14 protein-coding genes and 1 tRNA gene are annotated in these 16,713 nt (G+C 38.1%); all 15 read left to right on the top strand.

The features are described 5' to 3' along the window. Positions 1 to 46: 46 nt before the first annotated feature. The 15 genes from aceA to GKR92_05480 all read left to right on the top strand — a co-directional run bounded on the left by aceA (position 47) and on the right by GKR92_05480 (position 16,663). Positions 47 to 1,375: an isocitrate lyase gene (gene aceA / locus GKR92_05550; GenBank protein QMU61193.1), complete on the top strand. Its 1,329-nt coding sequence runs from the start codon at positions 47 to 49 to the stop codon at positions 1,373 to 1,375. Between the two features lie 212 nt (positions 1,376 to 1,587). Beyond that, complete coding sequence (locus GKR92_05545; GenBank protein ID QMU61192.1) at positions 1,588 to 2,937, top strand: NADP-dependent isocitrate dehydrogenase; 1,350 nt, start codon at positions 1,588 to 1,590, stop codon at positions 2,935 to 2,937. A gap of 181 nt (positions 2,938 to 3,118) precedes the next feature. After that, entirely contained in the window at positions 3,119 to 3,808 is a 690-nt protein-coding gene (locus GKR92_05540; GenBank protein QMU61191.1) for a response regulator, read from the top strand. A gap of 103 nt (positions 3,809 to 3,911) precedes the next feature. Next, on the top strand, positions 3,912 to 4,412 hold the full coding sequence (locus GKR92_05535) for a GTP-binding protein (protein ID QMU61190.1): 501 nt from the start codon (positions 3,912 to 3,914) through the stop codon (positions 4,410 to 4,412). Continuing rightward, positions 4,412 to 5,896 carry a response regulator gene (locus tag GKR92_05530; GenBank protein QMU61189.1) on the top strand — a complete coding sequence of 495 codons (1,485 nt, stop codon included), beginning with the start codon at positions 4,412 to 4,414 and terminating at the stop codon, positions 5,894 to 5,896. Before GKR92_05535 ends, GKR92_05530 begins: the two co-directional genes overlap by 1 nt. Continuing rightward, on the top strand, positions 5,862 to 6,227 hold the full coding sequence (locus GKR92_05525; GenBank protein QMU61188.1) for a hypothetical protein: 366 nt from the start codon (positions 5,862 to 5,864) through the stop codon (positions 6,225 to 6,227). Before GKR92_05530 ends, GKR92_05525 begins: the two co-directional genes overlap by 35 nt. Before the next feature lie 215 nt (positions 6,228 to 6,442). Then, the gene (locus tag GKR92_05520) at positions 6,443 to 7,546 is read left to right on the top strand and encodes a hypothetical protein (GenBank protein ID QMU61187.1); all 1,104 of its coding nucleotides are present in this window, start codon (positions 6,443 to 6,445) and stop codon (positions 7,544 to 7,546) included. Between the two features lie 270 nt (positions 7,547 to 7,816). Beyond that, entirely contained in the window at positions 7,817 to 8,548 is a 732-nt protein-coding gene (locus GKR92_05515) for a metallophosphoesterase (GenBank protein ID QMU61186.1), read from the top strand. 37 nt (positions 8,549 to 8,585) lie between these two features. Beyond that, positions 8,586 to 8,924 carry a DUF1820 family protein gene (locus GKR92_05510; protein QMU61185.1) on the top strand — a complete coding sequence of 113 codons (339 nt, stop codon included), beginning with the start codon at positions 8,586 to 8,588 and terminating at the stop codon, positions 8,922 to 8,924. 68 nt (positions 8,925 to 8,992) lie between these two features. Then, positions 8,993 to 9,083: transfer RNA gene (locus tag GKR92_05505), tRNA-Ser, on the top strand. A gap of 393 nt (positions 9,084 to 9,476) precedes the next feature. Continuing rightward, on the top strand, positions 9,477 to 11,402 hold the full coding sequence (locus tag GKR92_05500) for an HAD hydrolase family protein (protein ID QMU61184.1): 1,926 nt from the start codon (positions 9,477 to 9,479) through the stop codon (positions 11,400 to 11,402). 10 nt (positions 11,403 to 11,412) lie between these two features. Then, complete coding sequence (locus GKR92_05495) at positions 11,413 to 12,555, top strand: hypothetical protein (protein ID QMU61183.1); 1,143 nt, start codon at positions 11,413 to 11,415, stop codon at positions 12,553 to 12,555. Positions 12,556 to 12,559: 4 nt separating this feature from the next. Continuing rightward, positions 12,560 to 14,503 (top strand): hypothetical protein, encoded by a 1,944-nt coding sequence (locus GKR92_05490; protein ID QMU61182.1) that lies wholly within the window; start codon positions 12,560 to 12,562, stop codon positions 14,501 to 14,503. A gap of 5 nt (positions 14,504 to 14,508) precedes the next feature. Beyond that, the gene (locus GKR92_05485; protein ID QMU61181.1) at positions 14,509 to 15,609 is read left to right on the top strand and encodes a hypothetical protein; all 1,101 of its coding nucleotides are present in this window, start codon (positions 14,509 to 14,511) and stop codon (positions 15,607 to 15,609) included. Next, on the top strand, positions 15,560 to 16,663 hold the full coding sequence (locus tag GKR92_05480) for a carbohydrate kinase (GenBank protein QMU61180.1): 1,104 nt from the start codon (positions 15,560 to 15,562) through the stop codon (positions 16,661 to 16,663). The genes GKR92_05485 and GKR92_05480 overlap by 50 nt, the downstream gene beginning before the upstream one ends. Positions 16,664 to 16,713: the final 50 nt, after the last annotated feature.

The raw sequence follows: 16,713 nt of genomic DNA, 5'->3' as shown, positions 1-16,713 counted from the left end.
TGGGTCTGGAAGTATATATATTCAATCAGGGGTTATTAAGGAGTAGATAGTGAGCAAGAGTAGAGCAGAGCAAGTTAAAGAATTAGAAAATGACTGGGCAACTAATCCACGTTGGAAAAATGTTAAACGTGATTACAGTGCTGAAGACGTTGTACGTCTACGCGGTAGTGTACAGCCTGAGTGTACCCTTGCACGAAGAGGTGCTGAAAACCTTTGGGAAAAAGTGAATGGTAGTTCTAAAAAAGGTTATGTGAATGCTTTTGGCGCGATTACTGCTGGCCAAGCAATGCAACAAGCAAAAGCAGGTTTAGAAGCCGTTTATCTTTCAGGTTGGCAGGTAGCTGCTGATGGTAACTCTTCTGAAACCATGTACCCGGATCAATCTCTTTATGCTTACGATTCTGTTCCAACCATGGTGCGCCGTATTAACAACACGTTCCAACGTGCTGATCAAATTCAATGGAAAAATATTGCTGACGGCAAAATGTCTGAAGAAGATGCGATTGATTATTTCTTACCTATCGTTGCAGATGCGGAAGCCGGTTTTGGTGGTGTATTAAACGCATACGAATTAATGAAGAATATGATTACTAACGGTGCTGCCGGTGCTCACTTTGAAGATCAGCTTGCTGCGGTTAAGAAGTGTGGCCACATGGGTGGTAAAGTGCTTGTGCCAACGAAAGAAGCTTGTCAAAAATTAGGCGCTGCGCGTTTAGCTGCAGACGTAATGGGTGTGCCAACGATTGTTTTAGCGCGTACAGATGCTGAAGCGGCTAACTTATTAACCAGTGATTTTGATGACAATGATAAGCCTTTCCTTACAGGCGAGCGTACACCAGAAGGTTTTTATCGAGTTAAGAATGGTTTAGAACAAGCAATTAGCCGTGGTGTAGCATATGCACCTTATGCTGACTTGGTTTGGTGTGAAACGGGAAAACCGGATATTGGCTTTGCGCGCGAGTTTGCACAAGCAGTGCAAGCTGCAGTTCCTGGTCAATTGATGTCTTATAACTGTTCACCTTCATTCAACTGGAAGAAGAATCTAAATGATTCTCAAATCGCCAGTTTCCAGGAAGACCTATCTGAGATAGGTTATAAATTCCAGTTCATTACTTTGGCTGGTATCCACTTAAACTGGTACCGTACTTTTGACTTCGCACATAACTACGCACAAGGCGAAGGCATGAAGCACTACTGTGAAATGGTTCAAGAGCCTGAATTTGAAGGTCGTGATCGTGGCTACACGTTTGTATCTCACCAGCAGGAAGTGGGGGCAGGTTACTTTGATGATGTTACTACTGTAATTCAAGGTGGTGCTTCTTCTGTAACAGCATTAACCGGTTCTACGGAAGAAGAGCAGTTCAGCGATAAATAAGTAACATAAGTTTATTGAAACCCGGTATGTTCTTCACATATCGGGTTTTTTTATGCCCGTTTCATAGTTAGTTGATGAAAGATTGAGCAGATAAAGCCTGTCTTTAATTATTATGAACTATAATAAAGTCCAGAAAGTAAAATTAGAATATTAAATAAAAAATAACTCGGTGATTAAGCATCTACCTTGTTTTGAAATGTAGAGGATAGTAAATGGCGAATCAGCCTTATCAACATGTTCAACTTCCCGCGGATGGGGAAGCTATTCAGTTTAACAAAGATGGATCACTGAAAGTCCCAGACAATCCAATTATTCCATTTATCGAAGGTGATGGAATTGGAATCGATGTCACTCCGGTGATGCGGAGAGTGGTGACTGCAGCGGTGGATCAAGCCTATGATGGCAAACGTAAAATTCGTTGGATGGAAATCTATGCGGGTGAAAAAGCATCACGTCTTTATGGTGCAGTGAATTTCTTGCCAGAAGAAACGCTTGATGTAATGCGTAACTACGTTGTTTCTATTAAAGGACCATTAGCGACTCCTATTGGAGAAGGAATTCGTTCTTTAAATGTATCAATTCGACAAGTTTTAGATTTGTATGCATGTATACGACCCATTCGTTACTTTGCGGGCACTCCAACACCTCTACAGAATTCGACAACTACAGATATGGTTATTTTTCGTGAGAATACTGAAGATATCTATGCTGGAATCGAATGGGAAGCACATAGCGATGATGTGAAAAAGGTTATTGATTTTCTGATGAATGAAATGAACGTAACTAAAATTCGCTTTCCAGATTCCTCTGGAATTGGTGTTAAACCAGTTTCTAAAGAGGGCTCAGAACGCTTAATTCGCAAAGCCATTCAATATGCAATCGATAATGATCGGCAAAATGTTTCCTTAGTGCATAAAGGTAACATAATGAAATTTACAGAAGGCGCATTCCGTAATTGGGGATTTGATTTAGCTGTTCGTGAATTTAGTGCCGAAGTTATAGGGGATGGGCCATGGTGCAAGATTAAAAATCCTCTTAACGGTAATGAAATTATTGTTAAGGATGTGATTGCAGATAACTTCCTGCAGCAAATATTATTAAACCCTCAAGACTACGATGTGATTGCTACGTTAAATTTAAATGGTGATTACATTTCAGATGCGCTGGCAGCGCAAGTAGGTGGTATAGGAATTGCTCCTGGTGGCAACATTTCAGATAGCGTCGCGGTGTTCGAAGCTACACATGGTACGGCACCTGGATTTGCAGGAAAAAATCGTGTTAACCCAGGCTCAATTATTTTATCGGCAGAAATGATGTTGCGTTATATCGGTTGGGATGAGGCTGCAGATCTGATTATCAAAGGTGTGGAAGGTGCAATTGCAGCGCGAACGGTAACCTATGACTTAGCGCGTGCACGTGCAGGGTTCGGTGCTAACATGCGTCGCCCAGGTACCTCTAGAGAAGTCCAAGAAGACTTAGAACGATTAATGCCGGGTGCGACACTCGTGAGTACTACCGGTTTTGGAGAGGAAATTATCAAAAATATGGAGCTTGATATGTAAAATATTCATTGTGTTCGTTACAGCTTGAGTAAATAATGCATATCAATCATAGGCTTAAGAAGTATCTGTAAAAATAACATTATTTATATTTTCAATATTTATATTATTTTAATTGTATAGTTATTGAATTATTCTATATTTTAATTTACCCACTGCTTAGCAATTCAACTAAGGCTTTATAATGAGAATTGCACTGCTCGAAGATGATCAAGATCAAGCTAAACTTCTAGAAGTTTGGCTATACGACGCCGGTCATCAACCATATGTTTATCATGCAGGCGCCCAGATGGTAGGTGCGCTTAATAAAGAAAGTTTTGATGTCATTATGCTTGATTGGGAAGTGCCCGATATGAGCGGCTTTGAAGTCTTGCAATGGGTACGTGAGAATCTGGATTGGAGCTGCCCAGTGCTTTTTATTACTCAGCGTGATCAAGAAGAAGATGTAGTTAAAGCGCTAGAAGCGGGTGCCGATGATTATATGTCTAAACCCATTAATCGAGCAGAGATGTTAGCGCGTATTAATTCGGTTCATAGAAGAAATAACCCTCCTGACGAAAATGAAACGGTTCTTGAGATTTCTCCATATGTAATTGATTTAAAAAAGCGCAACATCACTTGTAAAGGTATAGAGGTGGAATTAACCCAGAAAGAATATGAACTTGGTTTGTTCATATTACGAAATGTTGGCAAAGTATTATCGCGAGGTTACTTGCTGGAAAGAGTCTGGGGTAAGAATCCGGATATTAATACGCGCACAGTCGATACGCATGTTAGTCGTTTAAGGCGTAAGTTAGCATTTAATAAAGAAAATGGATGGAAGTTAACGTCTGTTTATCAGCATGGGTATCGTCTTGAGCCTGATGTGGACTAACTTTGTCTGCACTAAAATTATATCTAATTATTTAGATTTTTCTGTTTCAAGCATCTGTGAATAGCTTGGTGTAGGAAAGCAATAGCCAGCCATATCTATTTCTATGACCGTTATCAATAAAAAAGTTTGCATGATTGGAGATTTTTCTGTTGGTAAGACTAGTTTAACTTCAAGGTTTGTAAAAAATATTTTCTCCGATAAATATATTAGTACTGTTGGAGTAAAGGTGGATGCTAAAGAAATTGAAATGGATAGCCACACTACTTTAAAACTAATGGTATGGGACGTTGCAGGGAAAGATGTTTTTACTGCACTTGATGATAATTATTTAAAAGGCTCATCAGGATATTTGCTGATAGCGGATGGCACACGTCCGAATACCATCGAAACAGCCTTTAAACTACAAGAGCATATACATAATGTATTAGGTGAAATCCCTTTTTGTATGCTGATCAATAAAAAAGATTTGCTGAGTGAATGGCAGTGTACTTCACAAGAGCTGAATGATGTTGAATCCAGAGGATGGGACTATTATGAAACTAGCGCCCAGTCGGGTGAAAATGTAGACACTGCTTTTTTAGAATTGGGGCGTAAATTAATCTAATGAACCAGCATGTCCAAAAGATTGCTGAGAATTTATATACCTTAACCGCACGCAAGCTGAAGCCACTTATTGTAGTAGTGGATGATGAAAATAATTATATTTCCCATTATGGCGAATTGGCGGATTATCAGCTCCCACCATTCGAAGCAGGCCAAAGTTGTATTGAAGCGCTTCCATTTCTAGTTGGCCTGGAGCAAGAACCTTACGTTTCATTGCCAATTGTAAATTTTAATGAATCAAACGTTAGTAGTGTAAACGTTATCAGGATCAGTATTCATCGTTATGTGGTATTGCTTGAGGCGGGTGAAGAACATCAACGTCAGCAGCAAGCTACTCAAGACTCGAATGAAGCGAAACTTTTATATCAAAAGTTACAAAAACTGACGCAACAATTAGAAGTTGCAAATAATGCTAAGTCTCGTTTCATTTCCAGGATGTCACACGAGTTTCGTACTCCTATATCTTCAATTTTGGGCTATTCAGATTTATTGGCGAGTAACTATTCATCTGATGATAACGAGCTTCAGTATGCAAGAGCTATTGAAAGCAACACACAGTATTTATTATCACTTATCGATAATGTTCTAGAGCATGCCCAACTTGAAGCCGACAAGCTGCTTATTAATATCGCGCCTTTTCCGCTCAATGAGCTGATCGACACTCTCGAGCATATGTTTAGAGCTCATACGGAAAACTCAAATATCAGCTTTAATGTACAAGCTAGTAAGACACTGCCTAAGGCCATATATTCAGATTATATTCGATTGCAGCAAATACTTATTAATCTTATTGGCAATGCATTTAAGTTTACCGATGAGGGTTCGGTGACGGTTAATTTTAATTGGGAAGATGGTGAATTAATCATTAGGGTTAGCGATACAGGTCCGGGGATTCCTGTCGAGCATCAAGCGAATATTTTCCATGCCTATAACCGTTACGATGCAAATAATAAAAAAGGCGCAGGTTTAGGTTTAGCCATCAGTGCGCAAATTGCAGAAAAACTAAATGGCAGGCTTGAATTAGAATCCAAGTTTAGAGAGGGTTGTTTATTTATACTACGTGTTGAGGCACGGCCGGCAGATTTATCCTCTATAAAAAGTGCATTACTAAATAATAGTGCTAAAAATGTATTGATTGTAGAGGACGATATGGATCTAGTAGAACTGTTGAAAATATATTTGGATGAATTTGGTTATTCAACCATTACTGCTACAGATGGTAAGGATGCCTTGCATCGCTGTGAAAATGAAGCCATAGATTTAGTTTTGTTAGATATGCAATTACCTAAACTTAGTGGTGTTGATGTGGTTACAAAATTACGAGAAAAAAATTTCAATACACCCATTATTGCGATGACTGCTTCATTGAATAATGATGATAAAACGCAGGCTATGCGAGCTGGGTGCAATGAGTTTTTATCAAAACCAATTCAACTATCTCCTTTAATGAATGCAATCAATAATATTTTCGAAAATCATGTCTGAGCTATCTGCTGAGGCCCAGCAAAAAGTATCCGAGTTAAAAAAGATCTATATTGATAGTTTTCCAGATAAGTTAGAGCAGCTTAATCGCTATTGGGAAAATCTTCAGACCGGTAAATTTGAAGAGAGTGGTTTAGTAGAATTGCGTATAGTTTGTCACAAAATTGCGGGATCATCGGGTTCGCATAAAATGCTAGAAATTTCGCAGGCAGCTCAAGCTCTTGAGCAGATTTGTTCTAGTGATAATTGGAGTCTGGCTGATCCTTTGAGTAGGGAAGTTGAGTTGAAAGCTTGCTACGAAACATTGATTGGATTGATGCAAAATTGCACATAGCGAGGTTCCAAGCGAGCTTAAATCTGCATCAAAAAAGAGTATTCCGGACAAAATTATTTGACTAAATTTTGCTTATAATTGATAAATACATGATTTCTATGAGTTAATATCTTGTTATTTCATTATTTGAAAATATTAACTATATTGACACATTCGTTTACAATAGCGTTTATAAAGTAAGGATATATAAGTGCTATATTTTCCAAATTCAAATAATGATTAAAACAAACCCATTGGGAGATACACACATGAAACGTATTAGTTTGCTACTTGCAGCATTTATCACTGCAATGATCTTAGCAGCTTGTCAAACCAGTCAGACCACTGCTACTGCAGAAGCGGAAGCGCCTGCAGCTGAAATGACTGAAGAAGAAAAGATTGCTGCTGAAATGGCAGCTGAGCGCGAAGCAAATATGGCTGAGTACGAAAGGCAGAAGAAAATGGCTATGGAAGGCGGGGAAAGTCAGCCGGCTGCAGCTCCAGCCATGTCATCTGCGTCAGGTGATCTTTATCCACCTAATGCCCGTCCTGGTGAATGTTATGCGCGTATGTTAATACCTGGCGAGAGACGCACAATCACTGAAAAAGTGGTTAAGAAAGAAGCCTCTGAAAGAGTTGAGATTATCCCGGCTACTTATAAGACGGTAACCAAGCGCGTTTTAGTTAAGCCAGAAACTTCAAAACTTGTTTCTGTTCCTGCTAAATATGGAACAAAGACTGAAAGAATCCAAGTTTCTGAAGCTACTACAGTGTGGAAGAAAGGCGCAGGTACTATGGCTGCAGGCGCAGGTTCAGGAGCTGCCGGTGGTTCAAGTGCTGCAGCGATCGTTGATCGTTTCGGTAATCAAAAGATAATTGGTTCGCGTGTAACTGATACGGGTGAGCTAATGTGCTTGGTTGAAGTGCCAGCGCAATACAAAACGGTTACAAAAACGGTTCTAGTTAGCCCAGCGGCTACTAAAACCATTACTTCTCCAGCAGAGTATAAAACGGTTCAGGTAACTGAATTAGTTACTGCATCTCAAGAAAAACGTGTAGCCATTCCTGAAGAATATGGAACCGTTACCCGTACCGAGCAGGTTCGTAGTGAGCAATTAACATGGGTGCCTGTGTTATGCCAAGTAAATATGACGACTGGCAACGTAACTACATTACAAAGTGCTCTTAAGAGAAATGGTTGTTATCAATGTGAAGTTGATGGAATTATGGGTCCATGCACTTTCCGTGGCACGCAATGCTACGCGAAGAAGAAAGGTCTTCCATACGGAACTAACTTCGTTACTGTAGAAACTATTCGAGCTCTTGGTCTTAAGTTTTAAGTTACAGCTACAAAATTAGATTAGCGATAATCTGATATTTCTAAGTAAAAACGCCACGCTTTTGCGTGGCGTTTTTCGTTTCTAGGATAAAATCTATAGTCATAGGCCGTATTAATTTGATTCCACCTGGTCTGCCTAATCAAGCACTTAGTATTGAATTTGATTCAATAACGCTTAAATTGCGATTACTATAGGTAGTTTGTGCTGTGTCATACAGCAAAAATTTTAATGTGTCACGATATTCTAAATTCTTAATGCTCCAATCCGTATATGAAAATTAAAATAATTTCTGATATCCATCTTGAATTTGGAAGCTTTGACTTTCCAGATCAAGAATGTGATGTGCTGATTGCTGCAGGTGACATTGGGGTAGGGCTCGAGGGGCTTGAATGGTTGCAGACACTTGATATGCCTGTGATCTATGTGGCCGGTAATCACGAATATTGGGGTTATGATATAAATGAACTGCAGGACGAGCTAATAGGGATGAGTAAGGGTAGTAATGTTCGCTACTTGGAGAAGAAGAGTGTAGTCATAGATGGGGTTCGTTTTCTAGGTTGTACGATGTGGACTGACTTCAATGAATGTGATGACAAAGAAATGATGACTGATCTGCAAAATATCATGAATGATTTTCGCTATGTATCACTTGATAATTCTACAATAACACCTGAGAAGTTGATTAAGATTAATCACGATTGTAAGAAGTGGTTGGATCGTGAGCTAGCTAAAAAATATGATGGACCTACCATTGTGGTTACCCATCATGCGCCTACTAAAAAAAGTTGGGCGGGTGATCCAGATGATTATTTAAAGTTTGCCTATTGTAACCAGTTAGAGCCGACGCTGAAAGAAAACCAAATCGAATTATGGGCGCATGGGCATATACATCATGCTAGTGATTATACGAAGTACGGTGTACGCGTAATATGTAATCCTCGTGGCTATAAAGGCTATCAAACCGTAGATAACTTTGATGCCCAAAAATCAATTAAAATATAAAGTTTAAATTTTAATTTGTTCGTGTAATTATAGATTTATGGCTGCAAAAAATATATTCAAAATAAGCTTTTATAATCAAGGTAATGTTTATGAAGTCTATGCCAGCAAAGTCTATCAATCCGATTTGCATGGGTTTATTACTATTGAAGAGTTGAAATTCGACGAGCGCACCAGTGTAGTAGTTGATCCTGGTGAAGAAAAACTCAAAACTGAGTTTGATCAAGTAAAGCGATTTTTCGTGCCTATGCATGCAATTATTCGTATTGATGAAGTGGAAAAGCAGGGTGTTGCAAAAATATCTGAAGTAGGTGAGAACATTGCACAATTTCCATCCCATATTTATAACGCAAGTACCGATAAAGATAAGCAGTCTTAGTCTTTTAGTATTACTAGAGGCGGTGCCGAATAATTCACTATTCTGGTAGTATTTATCCACTCAAATGTGGAGAGATGACAGAGTGGTCGAATGTGCTCGCTTGGAAAGCGTGTGTGTCCTAATACGGCACCGAGGGTTCGAATCCCTCTCTCTCCGCCAACCAGTCTTGACTCTTGTAAGAGATACTTAAATTAGAATATAACTGCCTATTTCTGCAGGTTTTGCGGATATTGTTAGTTGCAAAGGGGCACCGGGAAACCTAATGGTTATCAGAAAATACCCAAAGTACTCTTTTGTGAAAAACACGGTTCCCCTTGATGTTAATTATAGTTTAGATTAAAAGTACTCAAATGTTCATCAAGACATGCAAACAGTCTTGTGTGCTGTTGCTACCTATCTGGCCAATAATTAATCTACCTCCGTTTTGCTTAGGTGAGTATATCTGTAATGCTAATGATGAGGACGCATGTGGAATCTAAGAGGTATGTTTATAATGTTCAAAGGAATAAATTAGCGTATTTTGTTTGCAATTAACTAATTTAAGAGGTTGTGATGGGAAAGCTATTCGAGAAAGAATTAGAGCAATTTGATGCAACTTATAAGTGGGCATTAAGCATAGATGTATCGGTAATATCTGACCTGATAAAGAGTACCTGGAGCTTTCCATTGCTCTCTGTCGGATCGGGAGGTTCTTTTTCTGTTGCAGAATTCCATGCGCTTTTACACAAAATATTTTATTCATCGATTGTGAAAGCTGTAACTCCTGTTGAATTGATCTCTGCTCTTCCACGCAATGCAGAAGCTTCAGTTTGGTTTATGTCAGCTAGCGGAAATAACGTAGATATTTATCGAGCCTATAAACATACAATCCTACGTGAAATGAATACTGTTAGTGCGATAGTAGGTCGGAAAGGAAGTAAGCTTAATAAGCTGTCAAAAAAGCATGAGTATACAAATTGTTTTGAGTACTTTCTTCCATCTGGTAAGGATGGATTTCTTGCTACTAATTCACTTCTTGCCTTCACTACCCTTTTATATAGGGCTTATAGTGATTCTAGTGATGAGATAAGAGAATTGCCAAAAACCACTGGGGAGTTAATCAATAAATGCATATTCAATTACAGTGAACTCGAGCATATCAAGAAAACCATAGAACCGCTTTGGGATAAACAATCTCTCCATGTTCTATATAGTCTCAATTTAAAACCTGCGGCATTGGACATTGAGTCAAAGTTTACAGAGTCAGGACTAATATCAACGCATCTAGCGGATATAAGAAATTTTGCTCACGGTAGACATCATTGGTTTGCTAAGCATCAAAATGATAGTGGCATAATTGCTTTATCAACTAAAAATGACTATGAAATTGTAGAGAAAACTCTTGGATTGCTACCAAATACAGTACCTAAAGTTCATGTCTCATTTAATTCGCTGGGCGGTATTGAAGCAATTGCAGGGATCATTTTATCTATGTATTTGACGAAATGGCTAGGCAAAGTAAAAGGGATTGATCCGGGTCGCCCAGGTGTTCCGCCTTTTGGTTCAAAAATTTATAGATTATCCGCTAACCCAGGATTTGTAACTTCCATAAACAAAAAAAAAGCAGCAATAGAAAGAAAAAGAAAATTGTCCCCTTTGAGTTACGACACTATAAGTGAAAAACAATGGGACAAAGCTTATGGTGTTTTCATCAAAACACTTTCAGAAGCAAGTATTGGTGGGATTGTATTAGATTATGATGGCACTGTTGTGGATAGTAATAAACGTTGGGACCCGCCTAGTAATAGCATGGCCGTTGAGCTTATAAGATTACTAGAAGAAGGTGTGATTGTCGGATTTGCAACAGGTAGAGGAAAATCTATAAGAAGAGACTTACAACAGGTTATTCCTAAAAAGTTTTGGAGCAAAATTTTAATTGGATATTACAATGGTTCAGAATTGAAAAATCTGTCTAATAATAATTATTTGAATACTGCTTCTGACCCTGTGATGGAGCTGGAATCATTATTTAAGAAATTAAAAGATAATATTTTCTTGTCTGAACTTGCAAGTTTTGATCAAAAAAAATATCAACTAACAGTGAAAAGAAAAGATGACAAACCTCTTTCAGAAACATTTCTTTGGGATTTAGTCCAAGATGAATTATATCAATGTGAAGAGCACAAAGGAGAGGTTCTTCGTTCTAGTCATTCAATAGATATCATTGCAAGGGATATATCAAAATTATCCGTAGTAGAAGAAATTAAAAAAGAAATAGATGAACATTCTGAAATATTGAGTATCGGAGACAGAGGAAGGTGGCCTGGAAATGATGCTAGATTACTTAAAGAAAACTTTTCTTTAAGCGTTGATGAGGTCTCATACTCTCCAGTAACTTGCTGGAATCTGTGTCCTGCTGGGATACGTGGTGCCCAAGGCACACTTTATTATCTTAGTCGTTTGAAAAGAAAGAATGGAAGCCTGAGGTTTTTCCCTTAAAGGAAAAAATATGAATAGAGAACTAGGTCTTCAAATACTAGCTCAAATAATGGCGTGGTCTGATGAGCAGGCTCAAGAAGAGTTCCGTTGGCTCTCCTTTATGTCCGCTTATAAGTATGACGGATATAGAGGGTATCTTGCTGGCGCAAGATTTATTGAAAGCCTTGCTACATGGCTCCAGCAATTTCCACTTAAGGATAGAGGGGTAGCCTATACATATATAAAAGAGAATTTAATTTATATTGGTCAGGCTGAAATGCAGCGGCTTGTCCAGAAGTTTTTTCCAGAAATAGTACAAAAAAATCTCCAGAAAACAGTTGCTGAGAAATTGGATATTCCGGATTACATGGTTTGGTCTACTATAAAGAATCTAGAATATTTCAAATCTGAAATTCGAAAAACATTATTTATGGGATTAAGTGATGGTGCGCGATTAGATTCATTTAGAAGAGTTAATGTAGGAATTATATCAAATGAGCAAGTTGCGATAACAACTGAAATCAGTAATTTCAAGTGGGAAAATTTACTTAGTGAGTTGAAAAACGATCCTCAAATTAAAGATGGAAGTTTAAAATTTGCAAGAGTTTACCTAGTTGATGACTTTGCAGCCTCAGGCACAACTTTGATAAGAGAAGATTCTGCTGGTTCAAGTAACTTTGTCGGGAAACTAAAGAAGTTTGCGGATGCTCTAGTGCAAGCAACTAAGGACTTAGGAGGAAGCAGTCCTTTTGTAGATAAGTTTCAAATAAGGGTGCATCACTACATTGGCACTCATCAAGCACAAGAAAACATTGAGAAACGATATTCTCAAGCTAAGAAAGAGCTGGAAGAAATGGGGATATTTGACGTTCAATTTTCATTTGGCATGCTTCTTCCTTCAGAGATAAAGTTGACTACTTCATCAGATGAGCCTTTCGCCAGTTTATGTGAGCGATATTACGACCATTCCATCTACGATAAGCACTTTAAAAAAAGTGGATGCTCTGATGGCAAATTCGGATATGCTGGATGTGGTTTGCCAGTAATATTGGATCATAATGCGCCTAATAACTCGCTTTCATTGTTATGGGCGGAGACTAAAGGCAATGAAAAGGTTCATTCTATGAGACCTTTATTTAGAAGAAGACAACGTCACATGGAGTTTTCTGGATAAAATCATGGCTAACCCATTTGAAAAAAGAACTACTGAATATATGCGTGATGATGCGGCATTTTTGTCTGTTGTTGCACCAGAGCCTTTACATACATTTTTTGAAAAACATTCCAAAGAAGGAACACTTTATGATCGTCTCAGTATGATCATAGGGACTCCAGGAAGCGGTAAAACAACAATTTCAAGCTTATTACAGTATAAAACTGTACAGACTCTCTTAGATAACCCAAATTTATCTGAATATAAGCCGTTAGTAAACGCTCTAAAAAAATGTGGAATTATAGAGGTTTCAGGAAACACGCTTGCTATCAAATTTCTTGGCTGCAGAATTCCTATGGAATCTGAATATAGAGATTTTTGGGAATTGCCTTATAGCCTAGACGTGAAGATGGGATTACTAAAATCTTTTTTGCAAGCACGTGCGATGCTTTCATGGTTAAGAGGTTTAGAAGACGCCTCTCATGTCAAGCTCTCAATGATAAATCTTCAATACCGTGAGGGTGCCGAAGCGGCCGAGACTAGTATAGGGGGCTGTAATGGAGCAAGCCTTTTTGAAAGAGCTAAAGAAATTGAGCGATCTATATACGAAATAGGAACCGCTTTAGTACCACCTTTAGAGGAGGATCTTGGAAAAATAGCTACTGGTTCATATCATCCTTTTGATGCTATCAAGTATTTTACTTTCGACAGAGCAGGTGGTTCAATTTTACTAAGACCAATGGTTATGTTTGATGATGTACATACTCTTCATCCAGACCAGTTGACAATACTAGTCAATTGGCTGGTTAAAAGAGAGATGAAAATTGCAAGATGGATGCTTATGCGACTGGATGCACAAACGCCCCAATCAGTCCTTTTAGAAGAGTTAGATACAAACTCAGTTATAGAACAAGAGTCACCAGTTAAGCCAAGTAGAGAAATCACTTATATTTGGTTGCAAAGCTCTAAAGATAGAGCTAAAAAGCGATCAGAGTTCCGAAAAATGGCAAGGAGTATGGCGGATAAATATCTGCGTTTAATGCCGGTTTTTTCGCGTCAAGGCCTTACAAGTTTTCCTGATCTTCTCAATACTAATATTCCCCCAATTTCTGGTTCTAAAATAGAAAAACTAAAAAGTAAGCTAGAAAATCTAAGGCATAAAGTAATAGTTAGTAATAAGATTTATGAGGAATTTAAGAGAGATGTAGATGCATATTTTTCTACTGCGCAGACTATTGATAACTCTGAAGATGTAAAACTAGCAATGCTTCATATTATGGTGCATAGATATACTAAGAGAGTGCCACAAGCAAGCCTATTTGATCAAAACGATGATCAATCCAATTCGGTAGAATTAAACAAACCAATGAAAGTTAGTTCTGGTTTGGCAGATGGTGCAAGAATATTTCTTATGCATGAATATGGACGCCCGTATTATTATGGCATAGATGCAGTTTGTGATGGGGGTTCAGAAAATGCGGAGCAATTTTTGCAATTAGCTAGCCAGCTTGTAAATGCTGCGGAAACAAGAATAATCAGGTCGCAGCCTGCTAGTTTGCCCCCGTCTTATCAACATAAAATGATTATAGACCGCGCTATTGAAATGGTCAGAGAGTGGGACTTTCCTAAAAATCGTGAAATGAGGAAATTGTGTAAGCAAATAGCTTTTGAGTGCCTACAGAAATCCTTAGAACCAAACGCCCCCTTGAATGGAGGAGCAAATGCTTTTGGCATTCCACAAGATGAATTTAGTAAAATACCATCACAATATCCTGAGTTAGCAAAAATCCTAAAATTTGGTGTCGCATATAATGCGATCTCTATAAAACCTAGCCAATCTACTAAGAACAAAATGTGGTCCTTAATAGAGCTGTCTGGGCCAGTAATTATTTCTTCTGGTCTGACATTATCAAGGGGCGGATTTTTAGAAAGAACTGTAGAAGATTTATTGCATCCACTCGAAGAATAATGACTATGAATGGACGTGATATGAGATGGAATTTTTGCATTGAGCACTATAATAATGAAGTATTTCAATTTTACTCTCAGTATTTTTCAGAAAAACGCCATAGGTGCCTTTTTATAGGAGGTGCAGGTTTTGATCCCAGAAGTATTATTCTTCTTAGGGAATTGTCCTTGGTCATGGGTGAGCGTTTACATGCCATGCTGATTAGAGAAGAGCGCCCCGATCCCGATCCAGAATTGGTAAAAAGAGCGAAAAAAAATGTTGAGGAAGCTAATAACATGTCTTGCTCTATAGAATTCCTAGAGATCAATATATTTGCTGATGATAATGCTGTTGTTGGCGGTATTAATATTTCTAACAGTATTAAAAATATAGATATTACTGACTATACTGATATTGTAATTGATCTTAGTGCCTTGTCTGTTGGTGTAAGCTTTCCTGTTGTTTCTTATATTTACGAATCTGCCAAATCATCTAATAAGCTTATTAATGTTCATCTTTCAGTCGTTTCCAACGATGAACTAGATTCTTCTATTTCTTCAACTCCCATAGATCGTGTTACTGATATTAGAGGTTTTTCAATTCCAAATTTAATGGGGGAAGGGGAAAAGGCGAAACTCTGGCTTCCACTTATGTCTACTGGTAAAAAAGGAATCTTAAATCGCATTCACGCGAGTGAGGAGCCACATGATACATGCCCAATTTTCCCTTTCCCATCAGAAGACCCTAAGAAAGGAGATAAATTAGCAATTAGTTTTTTGACAGAATTAGAAAGTGATTGGGAAGTTGACCCAAGAAATTTTGTGTTTGCAGACGAAAAAAGGCCTTTAGATATTTACAGAACGATTATGAGAATTGATGAGGAACGTCAGCCGGTATTTGAAACGTTTGGTGGTTCAATGCTCATTCTGTCTCCCTTAGGTAATAGAATGCTTGCTATTGGTATGCTGATGGCTGCACTTGAGGGGAAATACCCCGTGGTTTATGTTGAAGCACTGGAGTATCATGTCGATTGGTCAAAAGTTGATGCAATGTCAATAAAAGATATTGAAACTGCCCATGTTTGGCTCTATGGAGAAGCCTATCAAACAGACAGGAGAAATTCATAAAGTGATCAAATATAAATCTTCACCAGTTGCCTATGGCACAGGCTTGGTTTCACTTGACATCATTGTAAGTTCAGATCCAGAAGTGCCTTGTTATAATTGGGCTGGTGGTACTTGTGGAAATGTTCTTACAATATTGAATTATTTAGGATGGAAATCTTATCCAATTGCTAGGTTAAACGGTGATGCGGCATCGATTCGTGTTAAAGCTGATATGGAGCGATGGGGTGTTGACTTAAATTTTGCTGAGCAATCGCCTACAACCAACACGCCGATAATAACGCAAGAAAACATTACAAATAAGCAGGGAAAGCCTGTACATAAATTTCATTGGAAGAATTGCCCTAAATGTGGTGCATGGCTTCCAAATTACAAGGCTGTGACTCTTGCTGCTACCAAGATGATAAAAGATGAAATTGCCTCAGGAACACTTTTCTTTTTTGATAGAACTTCTCCTGGAGCCATTGATTTGGCAAAACATTTCAAAAGCCTAGGAGCCATTATTTTTTTTGAGCCATCAGCAAAACCAGATGTTAAACATCTTAAGCAGGCATTAGAACTTGCAGATATTGTTAAATATTCTAATGAAAAGTTCCTTTCTTCACTTACTGATATCAAAGGTTTTACATCTGCTTTTCTTGAAATTCAAACTCTTGGGAATAAAGGCTTACGATATAGAACGCATTCTTCAAATAATCTAAATAGAAAGTGGAAAAAAATGCCAGCGTTTCAAACTTCTGCATTTAAAGATGCTTGCGGCTGCGGTGATTGGACAAGTGCGGGATTGATATCAAAGCTTTGCAATAGAAAAGCTATAAACTTAATGGATACTTCAGAAGATATAGTTATTGAGGCTATAAGATATGGGCAAGCTCTGGCGGCATGGAACTGTGGTTTTGAAGGTGCACGTGGTGGAATGTATCAAGTGAGTGAAAGTACTTTTAAAAAAGATATTCAGCAAATAATTAAAATCGGCATTATTAGAAAGAAAAATCGCACTAAGAGGCTAGAAACTGAAATTATTAATAGTGAATTCTGTTTGTGTAACAATCACTAGTTTACTTTTATTGCTTTCTCGGCATTATTTAATTTATATTATCTTTATAT

Source organism: Gammaproteobacteria bacterium (genome assembly GCA_014075255.1).
In the GTDB taxonomy this organism is placed as follows: Bacteria; Pseudomonadota; Gammaproteobacteria; order UBA4575; family UBA4575; genus JABDMD01.
The sequence above is the reverse complement of the archived record's forward strand: the minus strand, read 5'-3'. Positions and strand labels throughout refer to the sequence as shown.